At 67.9% G+C, this 21,910-nt stretch carries 21 protein-coding genes; 1 reads left to right on the top strand and 20 read right to left on the bottom strand.

Annotated features, from left to right (window positions below; genetic code table 11):
* The 9 genes from J0695_RS23820 to J0695_RS23780 form a co-directional block, all read right to left on the bottom strand.
* The coding region (locus J0695_RS23820; protein ID WP_206964650.1) for a helix-turn-helix domain-containing protein at positions 1 to 282 on the bottom strand (282 nt) is incomplete at its 3' end.
* 116 nt (positions 283 to 398) lie between these two features.
* Complete coding sequence (locus J0695_RS23815; protein ID WP_206964647.1) at positions 399 to 1,532, bottom strand: PD-(D/E)XK nuclease family protein; 1,134 nt, start codon at positions 1,530 to 1,532, stop codon at positions 399 to 401.
* A 98-nt stretch (positions 1,533 to 1,630) separates the two neighbouring features.
* Positions 1,631 to 2,728 carry an AAA family ATPase gene (locus J0695_RS23810; protein WP_206964637.1) on the bottom strand — a complete coding sequence of 366 codons (1,098 nt, stop codon included), beginning with the start codon at positions 2,726 to 2,728 and terminating at the stop codon, positions 1,631 to 1,633.
* Between the two features lie 34 nt (positions 2,729 to 2,762).
* Positions 2,763 to 3,113 carry a hypothetical protein gene (locus J0695_RS23805; RefSeq protein WP_206964635.1) on the bottom strand — a complete coding sequence of 117 codons (351 nt, stop codon included), beginning with the start codon at positions 3,111 to 3,113 and terminating at the stop codon, positions 2,763 to 2,765.
* Between the two features lie 96 nt (positions 3,114 to 3,209).
* Positions 3,210 to 3,458, bottom strand: a complete 249-nt coding sequence (locus J0695_RS23800) for a hypothetical protein (RefSeq protein WP_206964633.1) — start codon at positions 3,456 to 3,458, stop codon at positions 3,210 to 3,212.
* Positions 3,459 to 3,895: 437 nt separating this feature from the next.
* The gene (locus J0695_RS23795) at positions 3,896 to 4,468 is read right to left on the bottom strand and encodes a hypothetical protein (RefSeq protein ID WP_206964631.1); all 573 of its coding nucleotides are present in this window, start codon (positions 4,466 to 4,468) and stop codon (positions 3,896 to 3,898) included.
* Between the two features lie 155 nt (positions 4,469 to 4,623).
* A complete protein-coding gene (locus tag J0695_RS23790) occupies positions 4,624 to 4,863 on the bottom strand; it encodes a hypothetical protein (protein ID WP_206964629.1) in 240 nt (79 codons plus the stop codon).
* A 29-nt stretch (positions 4,864 to 4,892) separates the two neighbouring features.
* Positions 4,893 to 5,753, bottom strand: coding sequence for a peptidoglycan-binding protein (locus J0695_RS23785; RefSeq protein WP_206964627.1), 861 nt, complete (start codon positions 5,751 to 5,753; stop codon positions 4,893 to 4,895).
* 47 nt (positions 5,754 to 5,800) lie between these two features.
* Complete coding sequence (locus J0695_RS23780) at positions 5,801 to 6,121, bottom strand: hypothetical protein (RefSeq protein WP_206964618.1); 321 nt, start codon at positions 6,119 to 6,121, stop codon at positions 5,801 to 5,803.
* A gap of 610 nt (positions 6,122 to 6,731) precedes the next feature.
* On the opposite strand from J0695_RS23780, the gene J0695_RS23775 reads away from it, so the two are divergent.
* A complete protein-coding gene (locus tag J0695_RS23775) occupies positions 6,732 to 8,468 on the top strand; it encodes a hypothetical protein (RefSeq protein WP_206964617.1) in 1,737 nt (578 codons plus the stop codon).
* Positions 8,469 to 8,529: 61 nt separating this feature from the next.
* Here J0695_RS23775 and J0695_RS23770 read toward each other — a convergent pair whose 3' ends face one another.
* From J0695_RS23770 to J0695_RS23720, 11 genes are all read right to left on the bottom strand, one after another.
* Positions 8,530 to 9,177: an SMI1/KNR4 family protein gene (locus J0695_RS23770; RefSeq protein ID WP_206964615.1), complete on the bottom strand. Its 648-nt coding sequence runs from the start codon at positions 9,175 to 9,177 to the stop codon at positions 8,530 to 8,532.
* A gap of 196 nt (positions 9,178 to 9,373) precedes the next feature.
* The gene (locus J0695_RS23765) at positions 9,374 to 9,685 is read right to left on the bottom strand and encodes a hypothetical protein (RefSeq protein WP_206964613.1); all 312 of its coding nucleotides are present in this window, start codon (positions 9,683 to 9,685) and stop codon (positions 9,374 to 9,376) included.
* Positions 9,686 to 9,694: 9 nt separating this feature from the next.
* Entirely contained in the window at positions 9,695 to 11,986 is a 2,292-nt protein-coding gene (locus J0695_RS23760) for a hypothetical protein (protein ID WP_206964611.1), read from the bottom strand.
* Positions 11,983 to 13,080, bottom strand: coding sequence for a hypothetical protein (locus J0695_RS23755; RefSeq protein WP_206964609.1), 1,098 nt, complete (start codon positions 13,078 to 13,080; stop codon positions 11,983 to 11,985). Before J0695_RS23755 ends, J0695_RS23760 begins: the two co-directional genes overlap by 4 nt.
* Entirely contained in the window at positions 13,080 to 14,009 is a 930-nt protein-coding gene (locus J0695_RS23750) for a hypothetical protein (RefSeq protein WP_206964600.1), read from the bottom strand. Before J0695_RS23750 ends, J0695_RS23755 begins: the two co-directional genes overlap by 1 nt.
* Entirely contained in the window at positions 14,000 to 14,923 is a 924-nt protein-coding gene (locus J0695_RS23745; protein ID WP_206964598.1) for a phage distal tail protein, read from the bottom strand. The genes J0695_RS23750 and J0695_RS23745 overlap by 10 nt, the downstream gene beginning before the upstream one ends.
* Positions 14,923 to 19,704: a phage tail tape measure protein gene (locus tag J0695_RS23740; protein ID WP_206964596.1), complete on the bottom strand. Its 4,782-nt coding sequence runs from the start codon at positions 19,702 to 19,704 to the stop codon at positions 14,923 to 14,925. The genes J0695_RS23745 and J0695_RS23740 overlap by 1 nt, the downstream gene beginning before the upstream one ends.
* A 335-nt stretch (positions 19,705 to 20,039) precedes the next feature.
* Positions 20,040 to 20,624: a hypothetical protein gene (locus J0695_RS23735; RefSeq protein ID WP_206964588.1), complete on the bottom strand. Its 585-nt coding sequence runs from the start codon at positions 20,622 to 20,624 to the stop codon at positions 20,040 to 20,042.
* A gap of 16 nt (positions 20,625 to 20,640) precedes the next feature.
* Complete coding sequence (locus tag J0695_RS23730; RefSeq protein ID WP_206964586.1) at positions 20,641 to 21,141, bottom strand: phage tail tube protein; 501 nt, start codon at positions 21,139 to 21,141, stop codon at positions 20,641 to 20,643.
* A 123-nt stretch (positions 21,142 to 21,264) separates the two neighbouring features.
* The gene (locus J0695_RS23725; protein ID WP_206964584.1) at positions 21,265 to 21,699 is read right to left on the bottom strand and encodes a hypothetical protein; all 435 of its coding nucleotides are present in this window, start codon (positions 21,697 to 21,699) and stop codon (positions 21,265 to 21,267) included.
* Positions 21,699 to 21,910 (bottom strand): hypothetical protein (locus tag J0695_RS23720; RefSeq protein ID WP_206964582.1); only part of this gene is annotated, 212 nt, incomplete at its 5' end. The genes J0695_RS23720 and J0695_RS23725, both read right to left, overlap by 1 nt.

The raw sequence follows: 21,910 nt of genomic DNA, 5'->3' as shown, positions 1-21,910 counted from the left end.
GGAGGGGCGTGCCGGGGTGTACCGGGTCTTTCCCGACGGGGTGCCCGTCACCCCGGCACGCCCCTCCCTCGCGGTCGCCACCCGCTCCACAAGCCCCTTCGCGACCAGGCCGGTGATGATCGTGGAGACGCGCTTCTCCGAGACCCCCACCCACGCCACCAGCCGCCGTTGAGTCGGCACAGCGAGACGTGTGTCGTCGTCGGCGGAGTCGGCCAGTTTCATCAGCGTCAACTTCTCGCTGGCGGTCACGACTTCGGGCGGCAGATACGCAGCAGCGATCATCAGGACGATGGACACAGCAGGGCCTTTCACACAGTGCAAGAGGGCAGGAGAGAGCCGTACGCGCCCCGCCCGGATCACCGGGGCGGGCGGGACGCATGAGGGGCAGAGAAAGGGGCTCAGGGCTTTGCGGGGGACACCTTGATCGCGCGGGCGGTCTTCCCCTCAGCCTTCACCGGCACGGGGACTCCGGCCTCGACGAGCGCGGCGATCATCGCCTTCTCGTTTGGGACCATCGGGATGACCGCACTCGCGTTGTCGAACACGTCGACCATGGCCTCGACGTCCGGCTTCGGTGTCGCCGGATTGCCCCCGGTCCACCGCAGTTCGTTCGCCCCGTACACACCCGGCGCGGAGTCGTCGAGCATCGCGCGGGCCTTCGCCTTGAGCTTCTTGCCCGAGGTCTCCAGCTCGTGCCCGCGTACGTAGTCGGCGAGCGCGGCCGCCCGGTCGGCGTCATCGTGGACGAGGACCGTCTGCACCGGCGCACCGGGGGTGCGCGGCTCACCCCAACAGGCCGACCGGAACGGGCAGTAGTCGCAGATCGCGTCCAGGCCCGGCCCGTCGAAGGTGCGGGGGGCCACCTCCGGGCTCTCGTGCTCATGGATGCGCTGCACCCACCAGCGGGCGCGGGTCGCCTCCGCCGGGTCGAACGCGAACTCCTGGACGTACTCCTCGCCGGAGTCACGGTTGATGAAGCGGAAGCGGATCGCCCCTACCTCGAGCGGGCCGAGTTTTGCCAGGTACCTCTGTCCAGGGCGGTTCTGCCACCCGACTGTGCGAAGCAGGTCCGCGTACAGGTACGCCTGCCGCAGTTCTGCCTCCGACGCCCCGTAGCGCAGCACCCGGTCCCAGATCCGGGACGACTTGGTCTTGATGTCCTCGACGGTGACCACTGGCGCGGCCACCACCGGGCGGTGGCGTACGGGCAGTCGGGCCGCTGTTATCTCGTCGAGCTGCACGGCGTCGATGGAGCCGCGCACCTGCGCGCCGGCGACCTTCGTCTCCACCAGCCACCCGTACTCGCGGCGGGCGGCCTCCAGCAGACCTTCGTGCAGGTAGGTGCCGATGATGGCGGCGCGCTTGTCGGACGTGTCGGTGGGCTCGATGCCGTGCAGGCGGTAGACGGCGCGGCGCTCGCACACGGTGTCGGACGCGCCGAGCTGTGTCTGACGGGAACGGGGTCTTGCCGCGTCTACGGTGTGCGCGGCCTGCCAGATGGAGGGCTGCGCTTCGATGGGTTGTGCGGTCATGAGGCTCTTCTCCAAGAGGTGGGCCGCCCGCCCCGGATGCAGGACAGGGCGGGCGGCCTGGTCGGACGTTCGTCAGCCAGCCGGGATGGTCGGGGTGGTCATGCGGCTGCCGACTCCTCGGCCTTGGCCTGCGCCGCGGCCCGGAGTTTCGCCGCCGGGTCGTCGGACAGGGAGTCGCCGAGATCCGCCGTCGGGGTCTCGATCTCGACCAGGCGGTGGGTGATGGCGGCCTGGATGGTCGCCGCCTCCTGTTTGGTCAGCCCGGACTGTTCCGGCTTCGTTTCCCGCCACAGGTCGGCCAGCTGCTCCTTGTTCGCGCAGGCGGCGACGCGGAGCATCCACGGCTTGACGCGGTCGCCGGAGAGCTGCGGCATCTGCCGGGGCTGCGACTCGGCCGAGCAGCCCAGACCCTCGAACACCAGCGATTCGATGGAGAAGTCAGGGACGGACATCGGCTTGCCGGGGCGGACGGCGAGCTTGAGCGAGCGGGCCTTGATGATCTGCGGGGCCTCGTCGCGGGTCATCCGCACCCACACCGTGGAGTCGTACCCGAGGTCCTTCTGTGCTGCGACCCGCCACTCCTTGACGACCTTGCCGTGTTCCTTGAGGGGCTTGCCGTCGTCGCCGATCGCGGTGACCTGCTTGCCGCGGGCGATGACCACGACGATCCCGGAGAGCGTTTTCAGCAGGTACAGGACTTCGTCCCACCGCTTGTTCGCGTCGTTCCACAAGTGCATGCCGACGTCGATCATCGCGTCGGGGTCCCTGTCGAGCTTCCGCTTGTTGGAGTCGGTGCGCGCAGCACGCTCGTGCGTCCAGGCGGTGAGCATCCGCCACAGCGCGGACCCCGAGTCGATCGTGAGGACGACCGGGGGCTCCCCCTCGGCGGCGGCGCGCTGCGCCTCGGCGTGCACAGCCTGGATCTGTTCCAGGACCTCCTGGTACGTGCCGTCGTGCTCGATGATCTCGTACTGGGCGCCGGGGAGCGTCGCGTACTCGTCGGCCGACCCCTCGTCGAGGTCGAGCCAGTACATCTGGCCGATCTTCTCCGAGGCGGAGAACTGGGCGGCCGAGTAGGTCTTGCCGCTGCCCTCCTCGCCCTCGATGAGGATGAGCGGCCAGGGCACGATGCCGGTCGGCTTTCGGGTCTTGAGCGTCGGTCCGGCCGGACGGGCCGGGGTCTTCTTCTGCGTCACGTCTCTCTCCAAGAGGTCGTGTCGGGCGGGTTGTTCAGGCGGCGCGCAGGGTGCGCGTCTCGAAGAGGCAGGCCCACTCGGGGTGCTCATCGATGAGTAGCCGCACGTACCGGCTGCGGTAGTTGTTGTTGAGGCGGAACTCGTCACCCCTGGTGGCGGCCCCGTAGCGCCAGCGCAGGAGCTCGAAGAGCATCCCGATGCCGATGCGGTCGAAGCCCCGGTTGATGCAGTCCTCGGTCATCGATGCGAGCTGCCGGTGCACCCACGGGTTGAGCTCGTGGAACGACTCGAAGTGGACCTGTATGGACTGGCCCGGCACGTTGGCCGGGGCCACCAAGGCCCTGATCTCTTCCAGGCCGGGCAGGGCCGTCAGCTGGTGGGTCACGCGCTCCCCCTGACTTAGCGTCGCACTTTGAAATGTTGTGATCTACCTTTTCACAAGGCTGTCCGCCGCTCAATGGGTGATCCACTGCCGTGCGGTTCAGACGAGGCGGAGCCGCTTCCGGCTCAACTCCGGGCAGTCAGCGACGTGGTGCTCGACGCTGCCGCAGGTGCACGGCTCCAGGTGATTGCTCGACTCGGCGGCTTCGAGCGCGGCGAGCAGGGTGACGGCCCGGCGTGACGCCCGGCCTTCGGTGAGCTGGAACCGCAAGGCGTCGGCGGCCAGCTTGAGATCCCAGCCGGTAAGTGCCGCAACAGGCCTGCCACCCCTGGTGACGGAGATGCGCATGGCGTTCCCTTCGATGTCATCCTCGAACTATTGAGTTCATTCTATAGGCAATAAAGGCGAGTGTCTACTCCCTCAACTCAGCACGAACGACACCCAGAGATACCTCGCCGCGTACTGGCACGACCATCAAGGACGGGCCGGACCTGCACTCAGTACGATGCGCCGGTGATCCCTCCCATAGCCGCCGCTCCACGAAGACACCTCGCAGCTGCCTTCATAGCCACCGCCCTGGCCGCCGGCGCCCTCGGCTGGTGCGCCGCCTCAACTGTTCGCCCGAACTGCAACTACGCCGTAATGACCGGCGGGCTCGGACCAGCACAGCAGGAGGCCTTGGACCGGGGCTACTGGCAAGCCGTCGCCTCTGGTGATTGCGAACCACCGCATGCCCGCTGGCGCTTCTGGCTCGACTGACCCAGGCCTGCCCGCGCACCCCGCCGTTAGCCTTCCGCCGACTTCGCGGCAGCCCGCCCTCGGGGGACGATCACCGAGCCCGGCCCGTCGTAGGTTCCCCCTTGCAGGGCGGCCAATACATCCGGGTCCGGAGCCCAATCAAGCTTGCGCGCCTGGGCGGGCCCCACGTAGACGCCAGGGCCTGCCACGGTGCTCAGCAGCCACAGCGGCGACCCCGACAGCCGGTAGTCGGCGGGGACGAACCCGCCCCTGCGGGCGATCACCGACAGCGCCTCTCGCGAGGTGTGGAAGAGCTCCGCGCACTCCGTGAGGCCGACGATCGGCGGCATCTCGTCCACGCTCCGCGCCCACCGGCCCGGAGACTGCTCCTCGACCAGCTTCTCCAGCTCCCGCTCGTCCGGGTGCCGCGCACGCTTGGCGGCCGGCCCGAAGTCGCGGACGTACGACAGCAGCCAGTACGGCGACCCGGAGATGATCCGCGCGTGCGTGTAGTCGACGACGCCTCGCCCCACCCACTGCGACACCTGCAGCGGCCGTACGTCGTAGACCGCCGCGACCTCCTTGGAGCCCGCCAGGAACGGCTTCGCCTGCTCGGCCATCCCTGGCCCTCCTTCTTCAACCGCGACACAAAGTGCCTATAGAATACAGCCGAATCTGCGGAGGGCAATGCCAATACCGCCTGCTACGTTGGAAACCTCTCTCCAAGAGTGCGAAGACCCCCACCGCTGGTGGGGGTCTTCGTTGTTCCGGCGGGTCAGACGGTGACCGTCTCGTAGACCGGAGGCTTCGCGTAGCCGAGCAGCCACCCGAACTTCCCGCTGACGTGCTGCTCAGCAAAGCGGAACACCGCGTAGTACCCGAACGACACTGCCGGGGTCAGTACCCCGGACACTGCGCCCGCATCGAGGTCGAGGCCCTTCGCCGCAGCCACCGCGACGAGCCAGCCGACCAGTGCCGGAACGCCCGTCCGGACGAGAGACACGTACACATTCATGATGTTTTCCAGTTCGCCCCCGCGCCTGGTTACTTGAACAGCCGACGCCACGTTTCCGGCCCCGGATAGCCATCGGCACCCGAGCCGGCCCAGCCCTGCTTGAGCTGGAAATCCCTCACGTTCAGACGATCAGCCTCGCCCCAGCTGAGGGACGGCCCGACCTTGTAGTGCGTGGCGAAGCCCTTCTTCACCAGCTGCTTCCCCAGCAGGAGGACGCTGTCGTTGACCTTGCCGGGACCGAACGCCCCCTTGCCGGGGAACGCTGGTGCACTGGCCTTGGCGGGGGTGCCGCCCTTTGCCGGTGCGGTCCCCGGCCATGCGGGCATGGGGCCGGGGTCGGTGTGCGCGTTCTCGGGAACCTGGCTGTGGCCGTAGTGCCCGCCCTTCGTCTCCCACGTCGCTTCGCTGCGCTTCGACGCCCAGGTCGGAGAGCCCATCGGCCAGGCGTCCGGGACACCCCAGCTGCGCGCCCACGCGATGAGCTTGTCCAGCCCCTTGCGCGGGGTGTCCGCAACGGTGGCGTAGGCCTTCCCGTTGACGCGGGCGTGCGGGAAGAACAGCGTCTCGATCTGGATGCAGACCTTCCCCGCCCGGTTCGTGCGGGTGCCTCCCGCCGAGTCGACGACCGACTTGGAGCGGGAGTTCGCCGGGTAGAACTGGGCGATCCTCCCGGTCCACGGGTCCCAGAGGATGTGCGGGGCCACACTGGCCCCGCCGCCGGTGAAGTACTTGACGAGGGTGTCGAACGGGACCAGGTCCTGGGGCTTCGCGGCCGTCGCGTTCTTGTCCCAGGTGATGTGCCAGATCACCTTGGGCGGGTATTTCGTGTCGGTGGGTGCGGTGTCGCCGAGCGGGTGCCGCTCAGCGCCGGGCAGCCAGAGGTCGGGCATCAGGCGCGTCCTGCTTCTCCCCCGCGCCAACATCGGTACTGCGGTACTTACTTGCCCTGACCGGCGAGCAGCCAGGCGGTGATCACTGCGACGACGATCGGGGCGATGATCGCGGAGATGGCCAGGCGGCGGTTCGTGAGGCGCTCCGCCTGCTCCCGTTCCCGGTTCGTCCGTGCCTCGGCGATGTCCGCTTCCAGGGCCCGGATGCGGAGCTCGTCGGTGCGCCGGTCCGCGGCGTACTCGTTCTTGGTGACCATCTCCGCCAGCCGGGAAGCGAAGGCCGCGAAGTCCGCCCGGAGATCGTCACGCATCTGCTGCATGGCGCGCAGCAGTTCCCATGGCGTGGGGTCCTGGGTGGGCGCGGTCACAGGCACTCCTAAAAGGCAGCCCCGCGCCGCCGATATCCAGTCTACGGCGGAGTCACTGCACCTCTTGAGGATCGCGTCATTCCGCTCTGCCTCAGAGTTCGTAATGGTCTGCGGTCAACTTGAGCCTGACCCGGTTGCCCCGCGTTCGACGCAATAGTCCGTAACGCGTCGACGCGAGATTGATCCCTTCACAGCTCATTCACAGGATCGTGACTGTGGTGCGTACAACCGTGTTCATCATCACGTCCAGCACATCCGAATCGAGCTGAACGCCCCAGTTAAAGACATTGCAGCGTCATGACGAGCCCCGTAGACCGGAAGTTGGCGCGCGACAACTTCAACACACGTGGATCTCCAGGGGGTTGCAAGCTTGAAACGCATGCATGTCACAAGGTTCTTGCGAAGAGCAGCTGTTGGCGCTGTCCTCGCTCTGTTCATAGGATCCAGCCCTGCACTGGCTGTTGGGTCGGGTAGCGCAGTGGATCCCAATGCGGCGCCGTCGACACGGCCGGCGGCCGGACCGGAAGTCAAGGCAGCCGCTGCTGCAGGGAGCAGGCCCGTATCGGGTAAGAATCCTTCAGCAGGACCCCAATTCAGCCAGGCGAGCGGCGTGTGGAACGTCGTCGCTCCCGAGGTCGTCCTCAAAAACACCGTGACCGACGCTGACGGCGACGCGAGCACGCTGTCCTTCGAGGTCTGGACAACGGACGCCAGCGGCAACGCGAAAGCCCGCGTAAGCATCGACAGCACCAACCAGTACGGCGTCGGGGTCTCCAAGCCGGTGGCATCTGGTGCAACTGCCTCGTTTGCTGTCGCCTACGGCAAGCTGACGCCTGGAGTCACGTACACCTTCCACACGTCCGGTTTCGACGGCAGTCTGTACGAGACAACCTGGTCACCGTGGGCGAAGTTCCGCATCAACCCCTACGTGACTTTCCCCGCACCGCAGGCGTCTTCCACCATTGACCCGGTGGCACAGACCGAGCAGGAAATCTTCCGCAGCGCACCGGGCGGCAACCTTGCCCGGACTGGGGCCGGCAAGCAGAACTGCTCCCCCGCTGATGCACAAGGCCGCACCTTGTGCATCAGTTTTAGCCCTCCGGCGAAGAGCGCCATAAAGCGTGCTGCCGCTCCGAGCGCCGACGTGAACGACATATTGCCCTGGTGCTTCAACAAGACCTACGGGCATGACTACATGAACCGGACGGATGCGTGCCTGAGGGATCTGGGCAGCGCCAACCTGATCTTCGCATCCACGGACCCCGCAGATCCGCCGCTCGGTATCGCGTCGTTCAATCTCGAACAGCGCATCAAGGCGTATCCCAACAAGGCCGCGAGCGGGAGCGATTTCGCAGAGTTCGACCAGCAGCTCTTCGTCACCCCGACCCACATCGACGCCGCACTCCTGGGCGTCAACTTGGCCTGGAACGTCGGCACGGTATGCAAGGCCTGCGATGTCAGCAACGTCCAGTGGAAAACCTATCGGGGCAACGCCAATGACGACGGGCGCTGGAGCTCGGGAGAGGAAGGAGAAGAGGCTACACAGATCGCGAATGTCCAGACGAAGTGGCTCGGGACCGGTAAGGAAACCATTGGCCTCAACTGGTCGCTCTCTGGCCAGGTTGATGTTTCTGACCTGAAGGTCACCGCAGACCTCGGTTCCAGCGGCACCGCACCGAACCGGGAACTCGCGGTGCGCTGCGACGACTACCTCAAGCCGAGCACCCCAGGTTGTGTGCTGCCGTTCTTCACGCCCAGCTACGCCGTCGACACCAACCTCTACCCGGCTGCTGGCGCCTACTACTGGCTAATGCAGCACAAGATGCCCGGATTCCCCGGCACAGGCGACGCACCACTGCACTACCTCGGACCGGACACCACGGTCATGACCTCAACCACTCCACCGCGCCCATGGACCTCTTCCGACAGTCGCAACGTGGTGTGCCCCACAGCAGGCGCCAACAAATGGACGGCTCACGCAAGTGACGCCGCTCTAGGAGCACAGAGCTGCGATGAGTTCGCTATGGGCTCCACGCACGAGAGCGGTGGGTTCCCCGGCGGCCCCAACAAAGTGACCTCCGGGGATCAATGTTCCCAGCTGTTCTCCGACAAATCCGGAAGCGGCTTCGGAGTGTTCGCCGATACCCGCAAGGCGACGGCCGGACCCACCTGGAAGGAGAAGTGCGGGCGGGCCGCAATCCCCCTTGCGCAAAACACTGGGGCCTTCCATGAACTCCCAGCCCCATCGTGGCGGATGCTCGACAACGATCCCTTTTACGTCAGCAATCCCGGCTTCGAGCACTGCACCAACGCCAACACCACCTGCGCCTGGAAGAAAATAGGCTAGGGACAATTGATTACGTGTGTGGGGGCGGCTTTCTTAGCCGCCCCCACACACACGTTTCCCCTCACCCGGAGTATGGCACCCACAACGCCCTCTGCTCAGGGTCCTCAGGCGGCCCCCACTCCAATGCGTCATTTACCAGTCCAGGCCGGTATCCAGTAGCCAGAGAGGGCACCTCAAGGACGTCAGCCATCTCCTCCAAGTACGCTGTCAGCGACTCGAATTCAACGCTGCGCTCCGCGAATTGACTCCAGGACCAAAGCCTGCCGGTTTCGGCGTCCAGACTGAGCCCGTACGTATAGTCGTCGGCTCCGAACGAGCAAAACGGGATCCAAGAAGGCTGCCATAGGGCAACTTCTTGAACCTCGCCCCGCCGCTCGCTGAGTGTCTGAGAACGCCGTTGCAGCTGTATCTGCATTTGGTAGACAACGACAATCGCGTCAAATCTCATCAGAGCCCGGCGCTCAAGCAGGAACACCGCTCCAGAGCCGGACTGTACCCCGGCGCACTCACGCCACAGGGCCTTTAGTCCCACAGGGATTCGCACGCCAAGAGCCTGCTCCAGTGCGGCAATCTCCTCCTCAGAGGCGCCCGGAAGTAGCTCTTCCAATGTCGCTGGAGCATGCTGGCGCAGCCAGGATGCTATGCGCCGCCATGCGTCGGTAACCTGTCTTTCCTCGACCGTCTGTGCACGTTGCATGTCATCGCTCACGCTGGCCACGGTACCGGAGGCTGTCACAAAGTCGAGAGCCGCTTGCCAAAGAGAGTGCGGCGCTCCTTTTGAGACAGTTGCTGCTGAGGTCGAGAGTTCGTAGCCGTGTCGTCGTCGATCGGCGCGGTGCCATTCCCGAGCTCTGGGCCGAAGTTGGGAGTGCCGCGTGGCAGTTGTGTTGCAGATAGGACCTCAGTCACCTCACCGGATGGACCTGCCCGGGCCTACGCCATGCGGCGATTGTCTCCGCCGGTGCCGCCGTCAGTATCTGCTCCCACGCCGCCGCAGTCTGCGCTGCGGTCGCCAACTGCTCGCCCGCAGTCAGCAACTCGTTGATCCAGCCGGGGTTGGCTACCGACGGTGCACTGTCGTAGTGCGCGTCGAAGGCCTCGCACGCCTCCTCGCGGGTGGGGAGCGGCTGCGGTGCGGACTCGGGGCAGTGCCCGCACACCCACGTGTAGCCGTCGCTGTCGGTGCCGATGATCGTGACCTGTCGGGGAGTTGCCACGGATACCTCTCATGTCAGGGGGAGCAGAAGACCTTGCAGGCTGAACCACGCGACGTTGCTGATGGAGGAGGTGTAGACGGTGAAACTGCCGTCGGTTCCCCACTGAATCTTCGTCGTGCCAATACCGGCGGACTGGTTGCGGGCCACGGCCACATGAATGCTGTAGCTCGGTGTGGAGCTCGTCATGGTCGCGAACACGGTGTCGGCCGTAAGGCCACCTGCGGCGGAGACGGTCACCGTCCCTGCCATCTGGAGGAACTGCTGCCCGGCGATAGTCACGAGCCTCCATCTCGCGTTCCCGTTGGCGTGCGTGAAGCCCGCCTTGAGGGTGAGGGTCGTCCACGTCTTCGGGCCGTCGACGAGCACCACGTTGTTGGACATGACCGGCCCGCCGGCCACGCTCACGCCGCTGGGGGTGACCGTTAGGCTGACCAGGCCGGAGCGGAGGAAGACGCGGGAGCCCTGGACGAGTGCGGCGGAGGCCGGTCCCCCGTCGCCGTCCTGGGCGAAGATCTCAACCTCGGACGTACCTGTGCCGGGTGTTCCGGAGCCCTTGATGTAGCAGTACCCGCGGGAGGTGTCGGTCTCCAGCTGGAAGCTTCCGTTGCTGCTCTGGGTTGGAGAGCGGAGCGACAACTGGGCGACGCCCGCGTCGATTTGCGGTGCTGCCAGCCATGCCTGCGGCTGGAGCGTCGTTCCCACGGTGACCGTGTTCGAGCTGAGCACACCGGGGTGGTACTCCTGGGGGTGCCCGGAGAAGAGCGCGAGTCCCGGAACGCTGGATCCGCCCGCGTCCGGTGACAGCACCAACCGGGTTCCGTCCGCCGCCGTGCGCACGATCCCCCCGGTGACCACCTTCCCGGTGATCGCGTCGGCGGACAGCGCGGCCGCCGTCACCGAACCGACGATGAGATTCGTTCCATCGACCACACCTGTCTTCAGGGCTTCGATCGTGAACGCGTCGACCTGCACAACGCCGGTCGCGCTGTTCGCGCCCGAGACCCCGGAGGCGTAGTTGGCGAAGACGATCGGGCTGATGTAGCGCACATCCGCGTGCAGGATGCCCGGCGCGCGAGGGTCGGCCGCCACTCCCCCCGTACCCGATGTGCCGGACGCGGCCCGGCCCTTGACGTACCCCGTGTAGACGGTCCACCCCGCGGCCATCGGCAGCGAGGCCGCAGACGCGGCGACGTAGTACGCCGAGGTGAACGCGTTGGCTCCGGTGCGGTTGACGAAGGTCACGCCGTCGGCGGCGATCCCCAGCACGCCGACGTACACAGTGTCGGACCCCGCAGCTGATCCCGCGGTGGTCCGTACCCTCGCGGACACCCGGTAGAGGGTGTCCGGATCGACGGGGATCTGCGTGGTGCCGCGCACCACCGTGTAGCCGGCGGCCTGGCCTACCGCCTGCCCGGTGGGTGCGTCGCTCACCCCGGTCAGGTGTCTCCAGGTCGCCCCTGTTCCCAGGCTGAGAGCCCGCCACGCGGTGGAGTCGGCGAGGGTGTCCACGTACCGCTGGGCTGAGGTGTCGGCAAGAGCCGCGCTCAGGATGGTCATATCGACCGCACCGGCCGAGAGCCTGGCGCGGTCAACGGTGCCCGGAAGCACCGACCTGCCGTCCAGGGTGACACCTGCGGGCAGCGGGCCCGAGCTGAGCTGGCCCGCCGGGACAACCACCCCGGAGCCGATCTGCCCGGTGACCGTTGCCGCCGAGGCAGCGACCTGGACCGATCCCGTAACCTGCGCCCCGGCGATGACGAACGCAGACGTGTCGACGTCGTCCGCCGTTGCCTGCCGGGGCGCGGCCCGTACATCGGTTGAGGCGGGCCCCGGTATGCCGGACGTGTTGACCGCGACCAGGCGCACCCAGAGCTCGTCGTACGTCGCCAGGGCGATGGTGACGGACGCCCCCGAGCCTGCCTCGATCGTCGCGGTCGGTGTCCGCACGTCCGGGACCGCGCTCTCCGAGCCGAGCAGGTGGACCTGGACGCGGGCCAGGTCGAGCGGGGCGGCAACCGCGTCCACGAAACCGCCGTCCCACAGGACGCGCAGCCCGGCGACGGCGGATTCCACCACGGGCGCAGACGGGGTCGGTGGCGGGGGCCCGTTGACGACGACGACCCCGGTCGTGCCGTCGGGCTGCTGGCCGATGACACCGGTCAGGGTGCCGTCCTCGCCGTGCACAGCGATGGCCCCGGCCTCGATGCTGCTGTACGCCAGCGACGCGGTACGGGAGGTCCGGGCCAGCAGGCGTTCCAGCGCGGCAACGCGTTCGGCGAGGCGCGCGGTTTCGGTGCTCATGTCTGGCCACCTCCGTACGTGAAGCGATCTGCCCGCTGGAGCTGGATGACGGCCTGCTCCTGCTGGTCCCCGGCGGCCGGTTTGATCTGCCAGCCGACGATGCGCGACCAGGCGTCGTAGTTGGTCCACTGGTCGTAGACCTGGACCCGCACGTCGTCCCCCACGGCCCATGACCCGATGGGCGCCGACGGGTGGTCGAGGACGGTGATCTCTGTGACTTCGCCGAGGACCTGGCGGGAGATGCGCTCGGCGCGCGCCCGCGCCGCGAGTCGGTCGTTGCCCTTCTCGGTGGGTACTTCGAGGACTGATTCCAGGCGGAGCCGACCGTCGCGGACCGCGTCCACGGCCCTGCGCCGGCTGCGCCCCTCCCCCGCGCCGAGCGCGATGACGACCTGGGCGAAGCTGTCGCCGTCGTACTCCACCGGCACCTTGCCGAGAACGTTCACGCCCGTCGCAAACGAGATGTCCGTACGCCGCCGCCCCAGCCTCGGCCAGCCGATCCGGATCCGGCCCACCGGCTTCCCGGCCACCCACTCGACGTCCTCGGTCCACTCCGGGCCGCCCTCGACGGCGACCATGTCGTCGATGAGGTCCCCGAGCGTCCGGGTGTCCCACACGTCGCTGCGGTACGGCTCGGCCGAGGTCCCCACCTTCGCCTTCGACGCGACGGCGTCCACCGCGATGCGCAGGTTGCCGTCGTCGGCCTCCTGCGCGTACGCCCACACGTCCCGGATCACCCGGCACGGGTCGGCGTAGGTGTAGGGGCCGCGCCCGTTCAGCTGCCCGTGGAGGTCGAAGCGTTTGTGCGGGTAGGAGCCCCAGCCGGAGGCTTCGATCGTGAGCTGCTGCCCCTCCGGGTTGGGACGCCAGATGAGACCGCCCCACAGCAGCCGCCCGTCCCGCTCCACGTAGATGCAGGTGTTCGCGGGGTCGAGCTGGGAGCGCACCAGGTGCGCGAGCCGGGGTTCCACCGTGGCGGCCAGCGTGCCCGAGGCATTGAGCGCGGGCCCGAACTCCACCCCGGACAGGGGCAGATCCGACGCCAGCATGTCGCCGGTGAGGGCGTGGCGGGTGAAGTAGCGGTAGGACGGCATCAGATGATGCCCTCGTTGAATTCCAGGTCGGCGTAGATCGACGTCCCGGTGTCGACCTGGAGGTTCCCCGTCACCGACTTGGACATGAACGTCTGGACGGACAGCTTCTGGGTGGTGCCCCGCATCGCCGCCGGTATGGACATGTTGTCGGCGAGGATCACCGTCGTGCGGCGGATGTTGTTGCCCTGGTCGTCGTCGATGTAGGTGTCCTGGCCCTGGACTGTGCCGAAGACGGTCTGCATGTGCGCGTACACGTCCGCCGCGTCCATCCGCAGCCCCGAGATCGTCGTGATCAGCTTCGCGTTGACCGCCCACGACGGGATCGGGATGTTCCACGTCGCGGCCACCGGCCAGGCGTGCCACTTGTTGTCCTGGTAGACGAGGCGGGAGATCGCACCCGGGAAGGAGGTGGCCATTGCCCGGTCGCGGCGCGGGTTCGCGATCTGCCGCAGGTCCTTGATCATGGCCGTGGTGATCGTCGCGGTGTTAGCCGGAATGTCGATGCGCGCCAAGGGGATGGCCGTCAGTCCGGCCGTCGGCGTGGTCGCCGTCGCGGACACCCCGCTGATCACGTGGAAGTACCCGATGTCTTGGGTGGCGGGGTCTCGGTTCCCTTCGTACTCCGGGTCCTCCACCCGCAGGCACACCAGGTCGCTGCGCGCGGACGCGCCCGTGGAGGCGATCGGCACGGTGGCGTCCCCCACGTTGTACTGGGTGTAGGAGCCCTGCCCCCAGGCCGCTCCCCGGATCACCCCGGAGCCGTCGCCGACCCGCACTCCGGCTCCGGGGGTGGGCAGCTGGCTGACCTTGAGGTCGTTGCCTTCGGTCACGCCCTGGGACCCGCGGGACATGTCGCGGATCATCATCCGCATCACGCGCGCGGGGTGCGTTCCGCCGTTGACCATCATCGGGGGCTGGATCAGCGCCATGGTTCGTTCTCCTTGCTCAGGGCGGTGTACGCGTCACGCCACGACAGAGCGAGGCGGGCGGAGTTGGTGTAATCGGTGGCCGTCCACCGGATCTCGGACGTGCCGGGCGGAATGGTGAACAGGTCCAGGCGTGAGGCGCTGGTCAGCGCCGTGGAGGCATTGCCGGAGCCGTTGCGGAGCACCCACCGCGTACCGGGACGGGTCTCGATGTCGACCCACTCGCCGACGCCGAGCGTGATGCCCAGCTCCAGGGCGCGGCCTGTCTCGACGATCCAGACCTTCGGGTTGGTGACGGGCCCGGTGATCCGCACGGTGGGCCAGGCCGGGAGGTCCCCGGCGTTGGTCACCCAGCCCGGCCGGACGGACGGGTTGGCCACGCCGGTCGTGATCGGTGAGACCAGCGGGGCCTTGAAGCCCTGGGTGGTCTGGGAGATGTCCAGGGGCAGCGAGATCGACTGGAGGATGTCGTCGTTGAACCGGGGGTCGGTGGCGGTGAACTCGATCTCCACGGGGATCCACCCGTAGATGGCCTGCGAGGTAGAGACCTCATTGGCCCGCCGTATCCGCCCGTACAGGCGGCGCACGTCCCGGCCCGGCTGCCGCAGGCGCAGTACGGCGAGCGCACCTGCCGTCTTGCGTACGGATGGTGTGCTCGCCACCTCGTGCAGTCGCGCCAGAGCGTCGAAGGCCGCTGCCGGGTCGCCTGGCGTACGGATCGCTGCCTCGATGCGGACCGTGCGCGCCCCGTAGTAGTCCACCCCTGGAAACGTCCCGTCCTCGGTCGCCGAGTCCACGTCCTGGGTGCGCAGTTCGGGGGCCCCGAGGCCCACGACGTCGCCGATGACATACGGGGTGCCGGGGCCGAGCAGCAGCCCCGCAAGATCGGCCTGGTAGTCGGTGGTGAGCGCGGCCATCAGACACGCCCTCCTCTCTGGGCGTTGCGAAGGCGGCGCATGATCTCCGAGCCGACGGCATCCGCCGCAGACCTGTCAGCGGTGCCATGGACAGTGACGGGCATCGACCCGACGAGGGCGGCCGGCTGCTCACGTACGACAACGACCTGCACCCCAGCAGGCCGGGCGTCCACCAGGTGGGTGGGGCCCGATACGCCGTTGGCGGTGAGCTGGTAACCGAAGCGGCTGGCAACGTCCTTGAGGACTGCGGTCGCGCTGCCGCGCTTGGCGGCACCGAGCGGCACGTACGCCTCGCCCTCGGTCTCCGGCTCCGCGAAGCGGATGATGCCGTTGCTGGTGGCGTAGAGGCCCGCCCTGATGCCTCCGTCCGCGTAGGCGAGCCCCTTGTTGGCCTTGCCCAGGTCGGACAGGAACGTGCTGCCCTTCGAGCCGAGCGCGGCCTTGATCCGGGAGTAGGCGAGGTTGGCGATCTCGATGATGTGGTCCTCGTCGAGCTGCGTCGCCTCAGACACTGCGTGGAGGCCCGTCTTGGAGTTCTTGACGGCCGCGATGATCGCAACCAGGTCCGGCAGGTCACTGTCCGGGACCGTCTTGTTCGCCGACTTCGCCGCCGAGTTGGCCGCCTTCGCCTTCGACCTCGACTTCACCGCCTCGGCGGCCAGGTCCTCGGCGTCCCCATCGGCCTGACCGGCGAGCATCTTCGCCAGGTCCCCGTAACCGGACGCGACAAGCTTCGCCAAGTTCTTCTCGAAGGCCGTCTGGTCCTTCACGGCCGCCTTCAGCTGCGAGGTGTACGAACCGAGCGACGCCTTCGACGCTGCTGTCAGCGCCTGCAGATCCTTCGTCATCGCCTTGACGTTCTTCGCGCTGCCGGTGGCCATCTTGTGCGTGAGGTCGATGCCGTCCTCACCCATCGCGGCGAGCGCATCCGCCACGTCCTGACCGGCCCGCCGCGCCACCGTGTCGAGGTCCCGGCGCCACCGCCGCGCAACGGCGACCGACTTGTCGAGGTTCTTTGCGAACTTCGACAGGCTGAACCGATCCTTCTTGTCCTTGGAATCCCCCGCGATCCCCGACAGCGTGTACAGCTCCGGATGCTGGTAGTCGAAGCCGTCCAGCCCGCCGTTGGCGTACCACTGCACGCCCTTGCCGCCGAGCCGTCGGACGGTCTCCTCCGCAATGGCGCGCGAGCGGCCACGCTTCGAGTGGGCCAGCGGAATGTACGCCTCCCCGCCGGTCTCCTCCTCCGCCCACACCCGCCACGCGCCGGCCGGGGCGATCTGCGCGACGTGCTGCTCCTTGCGGACACCGCCGTTGGCGTAGAAATCGATGACCGAGCCCCGCGACTGCGGCGCCTGAACAGAGTCAGGAACCCCATTGGCATCCTGGTCCCACGAAGAGGCCTGCCGCTTGAAGTAGATCGGCACAACGACCGGTGCAGGCTGGTTGGCGGTCACGTTGACCGTGACCTGCTTGGTGTCGGGGATCGTCGAAACGCTCAGCCCGATCGCGTCCAGCAGGTTCTTGACCGCCTGCATGTCGCCCGAGAGCAGCGCCGAGGTGAGCGCAGACGCTGCCGCCGGGCCCTTCAGGGAGGCGGCCTGGACGATCAGGTCGAGCATTCCCGACCACTGCTGATCTGCCTGCTTCCCGGCTGTCGCGAACGCACCCACGACGTTCGACAGGTCGGGGGCACTGATCGGCTTGTCCAGCCCCCACACGGCGGTCAGGGCGTCCTCCGCGCCCTTCCGGTCGCCCTTCAGCAGGGCGGAACGGAAGTTGTCCGCGGCCTGCTTGCCGCCCTTGCGGGCGGTCTTCGCGACCAAGTCCATGCCCTGAGCGAGGGAGACCCGAGCGTCGGCCGTCTGCTGCTTGACCGCCTTGCCCAGGTCGGTCAACGCCATCGACTTCATGATCTTCTCGAACTGACTTGGATCATTCGTCGCAGAGGCCTTGGCCCACGCGTCCGCGGTCTCCTTCCCGTACCGGGAAGCGATCTCGGGCAGCCGTGCCAGGCCCTCGCGGTACGTGGCCTGCGCCCGCTCGGAATCCAGTCCAACGATCTTCAGGAGCTCGTCGGCGTTCTTCGTGTTGCCCTTCCCCAGTTGCTTGACCAGCTCGTCCAGGACCCCTGAGCCGTCCATGCCGAGGTCTGCGAAGTGGTCCACCAGGGTCTGGTAGTCGCCGCCGTCCGCCAGGGCGAGCTTCGCGAGGTTCCCTTGGAACGCCCCCTGCGCCTGAGACTGCTTGCGCATCTGCTCCATGTAGCCCGCCAGGGAGGCCTTCGCGTCGTCGGCGTTCTTGCCCGCCTTCCGCAGCGAATCGGCCACACCCTGCTGTGCGTCCTTCAGTGCGCGGGACGGGTCCACCGCGTCGTCGACGGCCTTCGCGAGAGCCTTCATCTCGTCCGAGTACTGGGGCTGCCCCTTGGAGTCCGTCGTCAGGAGCTTGTCGAGCGCCCACGCCCCGCCGTAGTTGGACTCGGCATCGCGGATCTTCGCCGACATGGCGTTCATCGCCGTGGTGATCTCAGCGTCCGTCTTCGACGCCTCCGACCACCACTTCCGTCGGTCATCAAGGAGGTTGAGGAGCTTATTGTCGTTCGGGTCTGCGGCAAGGTCCCCGGTGAGCGGGTCAATGGTTGCGTTGTCCCACCGCAGTTTGTCCTTCAGGTCGTCGAGCTTCTTGCCGCCCTGCGTAATCGCGTCAACGGCCGTGTTGACGTCGACGCCCGCCTTCTTCAGCTTCTCCAGGTCGCCGGAGGTCACCAGCTGCTCGGCGAGCTTCCGCACCCCGGCCCCGGCCACGCCGTCCTCGCCGCGCTCCGACTGGAGGGCCGTCACCAGTTCCTCGGTGACGTCCTTCGCTTTCTGCTTGGAGGCGGCATACGCGGCGTACGCGATGGTGCCGATTGCCAGGAGCGCGGTCAGCCCGGACACGGCGAGCCCCATCCCGGACAGGGCAACCGGCATCGCCGCCCCGCCTGCCGCACGCGCCGCCATGGCCGTACGGAACGCGGCCCACTGGGTGGTGACTTTGGCGAGTCCCGCCCGTGCGATCAGCGCCGCAGCCCCGAGGGCGATCAGCCATGCTGCGGTGGTCTTCAGTCCGCCCGGTGCGTCGTTCGCGACGGACGCGAAGACCTTCATGGCCTCGCCGATGCTCTTCAGCGCGGGCAGCATGGCCCGCCCGAGGTCGATCCCCACCGCTGTGGCCTGGTTGCGGAACATCTGCCACTGACCGGCCGTCGTGTCCATCTGGATCGCGTAGGCCTTCTGCGTGGCCTGCGCCCGGTTCGTCTCGATGTCGATCGCGCTCATGGTCGACGCGTAGTTCGCGCCGTCCGCCGCGCCCAGGGCCAGGGCGGCGCGTACGGCCCGGATGTCCTTCAGCAGCGGCACTACGGCAGCCGCCGTGCCACCGGTCTTGGCGCGGATCTTCTCCATCACCACGTACAGGCCGTCCTGCTTCAGCGCGGACGACGCGGACTCGTACCCGAGGTCATGGATTACGTTCCGTAGCTCGGCGGTCGGCTTCATCATCCGCGTGAGCAGCATGTTCAGTGCGGTCGCCGTCTCGGCGGCCGGTATCCCCGCGAGCGTGACGGCCGCGAACGCAGACGAAAGGTCATCGAACTCGACGCCCGCGGCCGACGCCATCGGGACGACGTCACCGAGCTGCTGCGCAAGTTCCTCGAAGCTGACGACGCCCAGATTGACCGTCTGGAACATCGTGTCCATGACGTCGGACGCCTGGCTGGCGGGCATCCCGTACGCCTTCAGGACGCCCAGCAGCGCCCGCGCGGAGGTCTCCGTCGTCGTCAGGCCCGCGCTCGCACCCTTCGCCGCGACGTCGAGGATGCTCATCGCCTGCGCACCGTCGAACCCGGTTGAGACGATCTGGTAGAGGCCCACGGCGAGCTGCGAAGCGGTCTGCGGGAGCCGCGTGGACATCTCGACGATGGCGTCGGTGTACTGCTGGACGTTCTCCGTCCCGATCTCCTTGGAGATCGTCATGACATTCGCCATGTGGCGCTCAAGCTCGATGGCCTTGGCCACACCTACGCCAAGGGCGGCGCCGATCAGGAGCCCGGTCTGCGCGGACCTCTGCGCCTGGGCGGTACGTGCGGCAACAAGTCCAGCTTCGGCACTCGCGATCTGCCGAGCCTGCACCTGCGCGTTACGGGCAGCGGACGCCTGGGTCTCGTCGCGCATCCGGGACGCCGACTGCGCTCGCGTCTCCGCCGACGCCACCAGGGCTGCCGCACGGGCCGCACCAGCCTGAGCACTTGCCGCCCGGCGCTGCGCCGCCGCGTGCTCGTCCGTCGCACGGGTCGCAGCAACCTGGGCGGCGGCGGCCGTGCGCCCCGCGGCTGCCGCACTGCTGCCTGTGGCTGCTGCGGCGCGCGCGGCCATGGTCTGGGAGACGACCTGGGCGCGGGCCGCCCGCTCCCCGGCGGCCGTCACTGCCGCCTGGGCGCTGGCGGCCCGCTGCGCGGCGGACGCCTGCACCCCCTGGGCGCGCGCCGCGGTCTGCTGGGCTGTGGTCACCCGTTGTGTGGACGCAGCCACCTGCGCGTTCGAGCGGACCGTGCCCGCCGATGCGGCAGCCTGCGCGCGGGCCAGCTGCTGACTCGCCACCCGAACCTGGTTCAACCGGCCCGAGGTGGAGTCGAGTTGCCCATCGAACGCACGCAGGTCGTTCGCGCCCCGTCGCAGACCGGACGACAGGCCGTTGGTGGTGGCCATGAGGTTGACGTACAGGTTGTAGCCGGAGGCCACGACTCACGCCTTTCTGGGCCGCAGCCCGATCTTCACCCCACGCCCTTCAGGCCCCTCGGGGACCTGCTCCCGCTCCATCTCGATCAGCTCGCACCCCGGACACCGGCTCGGTTCCGTGATGTACGCGAACCGGTCCCCGCCGGCGTCTGGATCCCACTCCGCGCCTCGGGTTCCGCACCCCGTGCACACCGCCCGCAGGGACACGAGGTAGGCCAGCGCCTTCGCCCGGTCTCGGGCCGACCACCGGCGGCCGTCACCGGCGCCGGTGAACTGGCTGTGAGGGATGCCGTACGCGTGGCACAGCTCCATCTCGGCCCGGAACCCGGCGTCGGTGATCAGCCTTTTCCCAGGTCCGCCCGCAACGCCTGATTCACCATGAGCGCGGCCGTGAACAGGACCTTGGCTTCTGAGTCCGCCCAGGTGTCGAGCAGCTCCTGAGCGTCCTCGACGCTCATGCCGTCCACCGAGGACGCGGAGATCAGCGCGGCCGGGAAGCTGTCCGCGTTGTACTCCTGGCCCTGGTCGGCCTGCTCCTCGGTCGGCGGGTGCTCGCGCAGCAGCGCCTCCCACACAGGGCGCGGCAGAGCGCGGAACATCAGTTGGATCGTGCCGTCGTCGAGCGCGGCCTGCGCTGCGCCCAGCGCCAGATCCGCCGCGAGAACCTCCGTACGGGCCTCGACCCAGGCGTCCCGCTCGGACTCGGGCACGCCTTCGCTGTCCGCGTTGCCCTGCGCTCGTGCCCGTACCCCCGCAAGGTGCAGTGCCGCCTCGTTGCGGTCGAGCTTGAGCTGCTGGTCATCGACGAAGCTGACCGTGCGCTCCGGCAGCTTCCGCGACCGGAGGCGGGCCATCTTCGCCGCCCAGTGCGCATCCCGCGCCACCGCCCCGACGGGCGGCTCAATGCTGGTGGTTGTGGACATGCGACACCCCGCCCCGTCAGCTCGCGGCCGGGACCGCGAGGTCCTGGGCGGGCTCGGACGTGATGTTGAAGCTGACCTTGAACTTGGCCGGCTCGTTCGCAGCGGTGTACGTCGCGGAACGCGAGCCCACACGGACCGGGAAGACCTCCATCGACCGGGAAGCCGGGGTCAGCTGGATGTCGCCCTTGCGGAGGATGACGACGAAGCCCTCCACGCCCTGGCTCAGGAGGGCCTCAAGGGTGTCGGAGCCCTTGTCCTCGTAGAACGTGAAGGAGCTGTTGTCGGCCTTGTTCTCGCCAGGGATGTTGGACGTGAACGACGACGCCATGTCCGGGGTGTCGATCGCCGTATTTTCCAGCGCGAAGCCCTCGACGTCGGAGATGAACGCCGACAGGTCCGTCCCGTTGGTGGTGCCGAGCTCGGCACGCGTCGGGACATTGTTCGGGGCCGCAATAGCCTTAAGGAAGTAGAACCGGGAGACGCCGCGACGGCTGTACCGCTCCTGGGTGGTGCCCACTTGATCTCACTCTCCGGGGTATCGACCCTGGAGAGCACGCACCAGGCCGAACCCCAAAAGGGGGTGATCGGCCCGTACCGGTGCGGTCGGGCGTCCGCGATTGCCTCCGCGGTGAGGGGCGGTTCAGCTGGTCGTGGTCACCAAGACCGCGAACCGTTGCACATAACTGTAGTTGCTCGCCACGACAGTCATTCCGTCCTCCCGGTCCAGCTCCCGGCCCATGACGGCCAGCCCGTCCGGGACGTTGATGGGGAACGTCCAGCCGGAGGTCGTGCGGCCGAGGAATCCGGCCCGGACCTTGTCCGCACCGGCCGAGCAGGCGTCGGGGGTCTGGGCGACGGTCGTGACCTGAAAGAGAAGCCGTGCATCGGCGTTGGCGTCGCCGAACGGTGGCCCGCTGGAGACCTGCCCGAGCTCGTAGAGCACGAAGTACGGCAGGGCACTCCCCGTCGGCAGGGAGGCTGTCGTGGGGATGGTGCTGTATCCGCAGGAGCGCCCCGTCGCGGCGACAACCATGGCCTGTACGGCCTGGGCTGTCTGTCTGCTGTTGACGGTCATCAGTCGTCGTCCTCACTCGTGTTGATGCGCTGGCCCACCACATCAGCGTCCACGTCGGCGAGTGCGTACCGCAGCATCCCCGTCCGGTCCCAGATCGGCATATCTGCCGGGGAAGACCCAATGAGGAGCCCAAGATCCCCGTCGGTGTCCACGACCTCGGCGCACATGATCAGCCGGGACAGCAGGCCATGGCCGTGGCGCTGGCAGACGT

Origin of the sequence: Streptomyces beijiangensis (assembly GCF_017315755.1) — a bacterium.
Classification (GTDB): Bacteria; Actinomycetota; Actinomycetes; order Streptomycetales; family Streptomycetaceae; genus Streptomyces; species Streptomyces beijiangensis.
Note: the sequence above shows the minus strand (reverse complement) of the source record. Positions and strands in the feature narration are given on the sequence as shown.

What these genes read in the sequence shown, in the direction of transcription:
- J0695_RS23815 (WP_206964647.1), bottom strand. Translation starts at nt 1,532, where the DNA reads ATGACCGCACAACCCATCGAAGCGCAGCCCTCCATCTGGCAGGCCGCG.
- J0695_RS23800 (WP_206964633.1), bottom strand. Translation starts at nt 3,458, where the DNA reads ATGCGCATCTCCGTCACCAGGGGTGGCAGGCCTGTTGCGGCACTTACC.
- J0695_RS23795 (WP_206964631.1), bottom strand. Translation starts at nt 4,468, where the DNA reads ATGGCCGAGCAGGCGAAGCCGTTCCTGGCGGGCTCCAAGGAGGTCGCG.
- J0695_RS23790 (WP_206964629.1), bottom strand. Translation starts at nt 4,863, where the DNA reads ATGAATGTGTACGTGTCTCTCGTCCGGACGGGCGTTCCGGCACTGGTC.
- J0695_RS23785 (WP_206964627.1), bottom strand. Translation starts at nt 5,753, where the DNA reads ATGCCCGACCTCTGGCTGCCCGGCGCTGAGCGGCACCCGCTCGGCGAC.
- J0695_RS23760 (WP_206964611.1), bottom strand. Translation starts at nt 11,986, where the DNA reads ATGAGCACCGAAACCGCGCGCCTCGCCGAACGCGTTGCCGCGCTGGAA.
- J0695_RS23755 (WP_206964609.1), bottom strand. Translation starts at nt 13,080, where the DNA reads ATGCCGTCCTACCGCTACTTCACCCGCCACGCCCTCACCGGCGACATG.
- J0695_RS23750 (WP_206964600.1), bottom strand. Translation starts at nt 14,009, where the DNA reads ATGGCGCTGATCCAGCCCCCGATGATGGTCAACGGCGGAACGCACCCC.
- J0695_RS23745 (WP_206964598.1), bottom strand. Translation starts at nt 14,923, where the DNA reads ATGGCCGCGCTCACCACCGACTACCAGGCCGATCTTGCGGGGCTGCTG.
- J0695_RS23735 (WP_206964588.1), bottom strand. Translation starts at nt 20,624, where the DNA reads ATGTCCACAACCACCAGCATTGAGCCGCCCGTCGGGGCGGTGGCGCGG.
- J0695_RS23725 (WP_206964584.1), bottom strand. Translation starts at nt 21,699, where the DNA reads ATGACCGTCAACAGCAGACAGACAGCCCAGGCCGTACAGGCCATGGTT.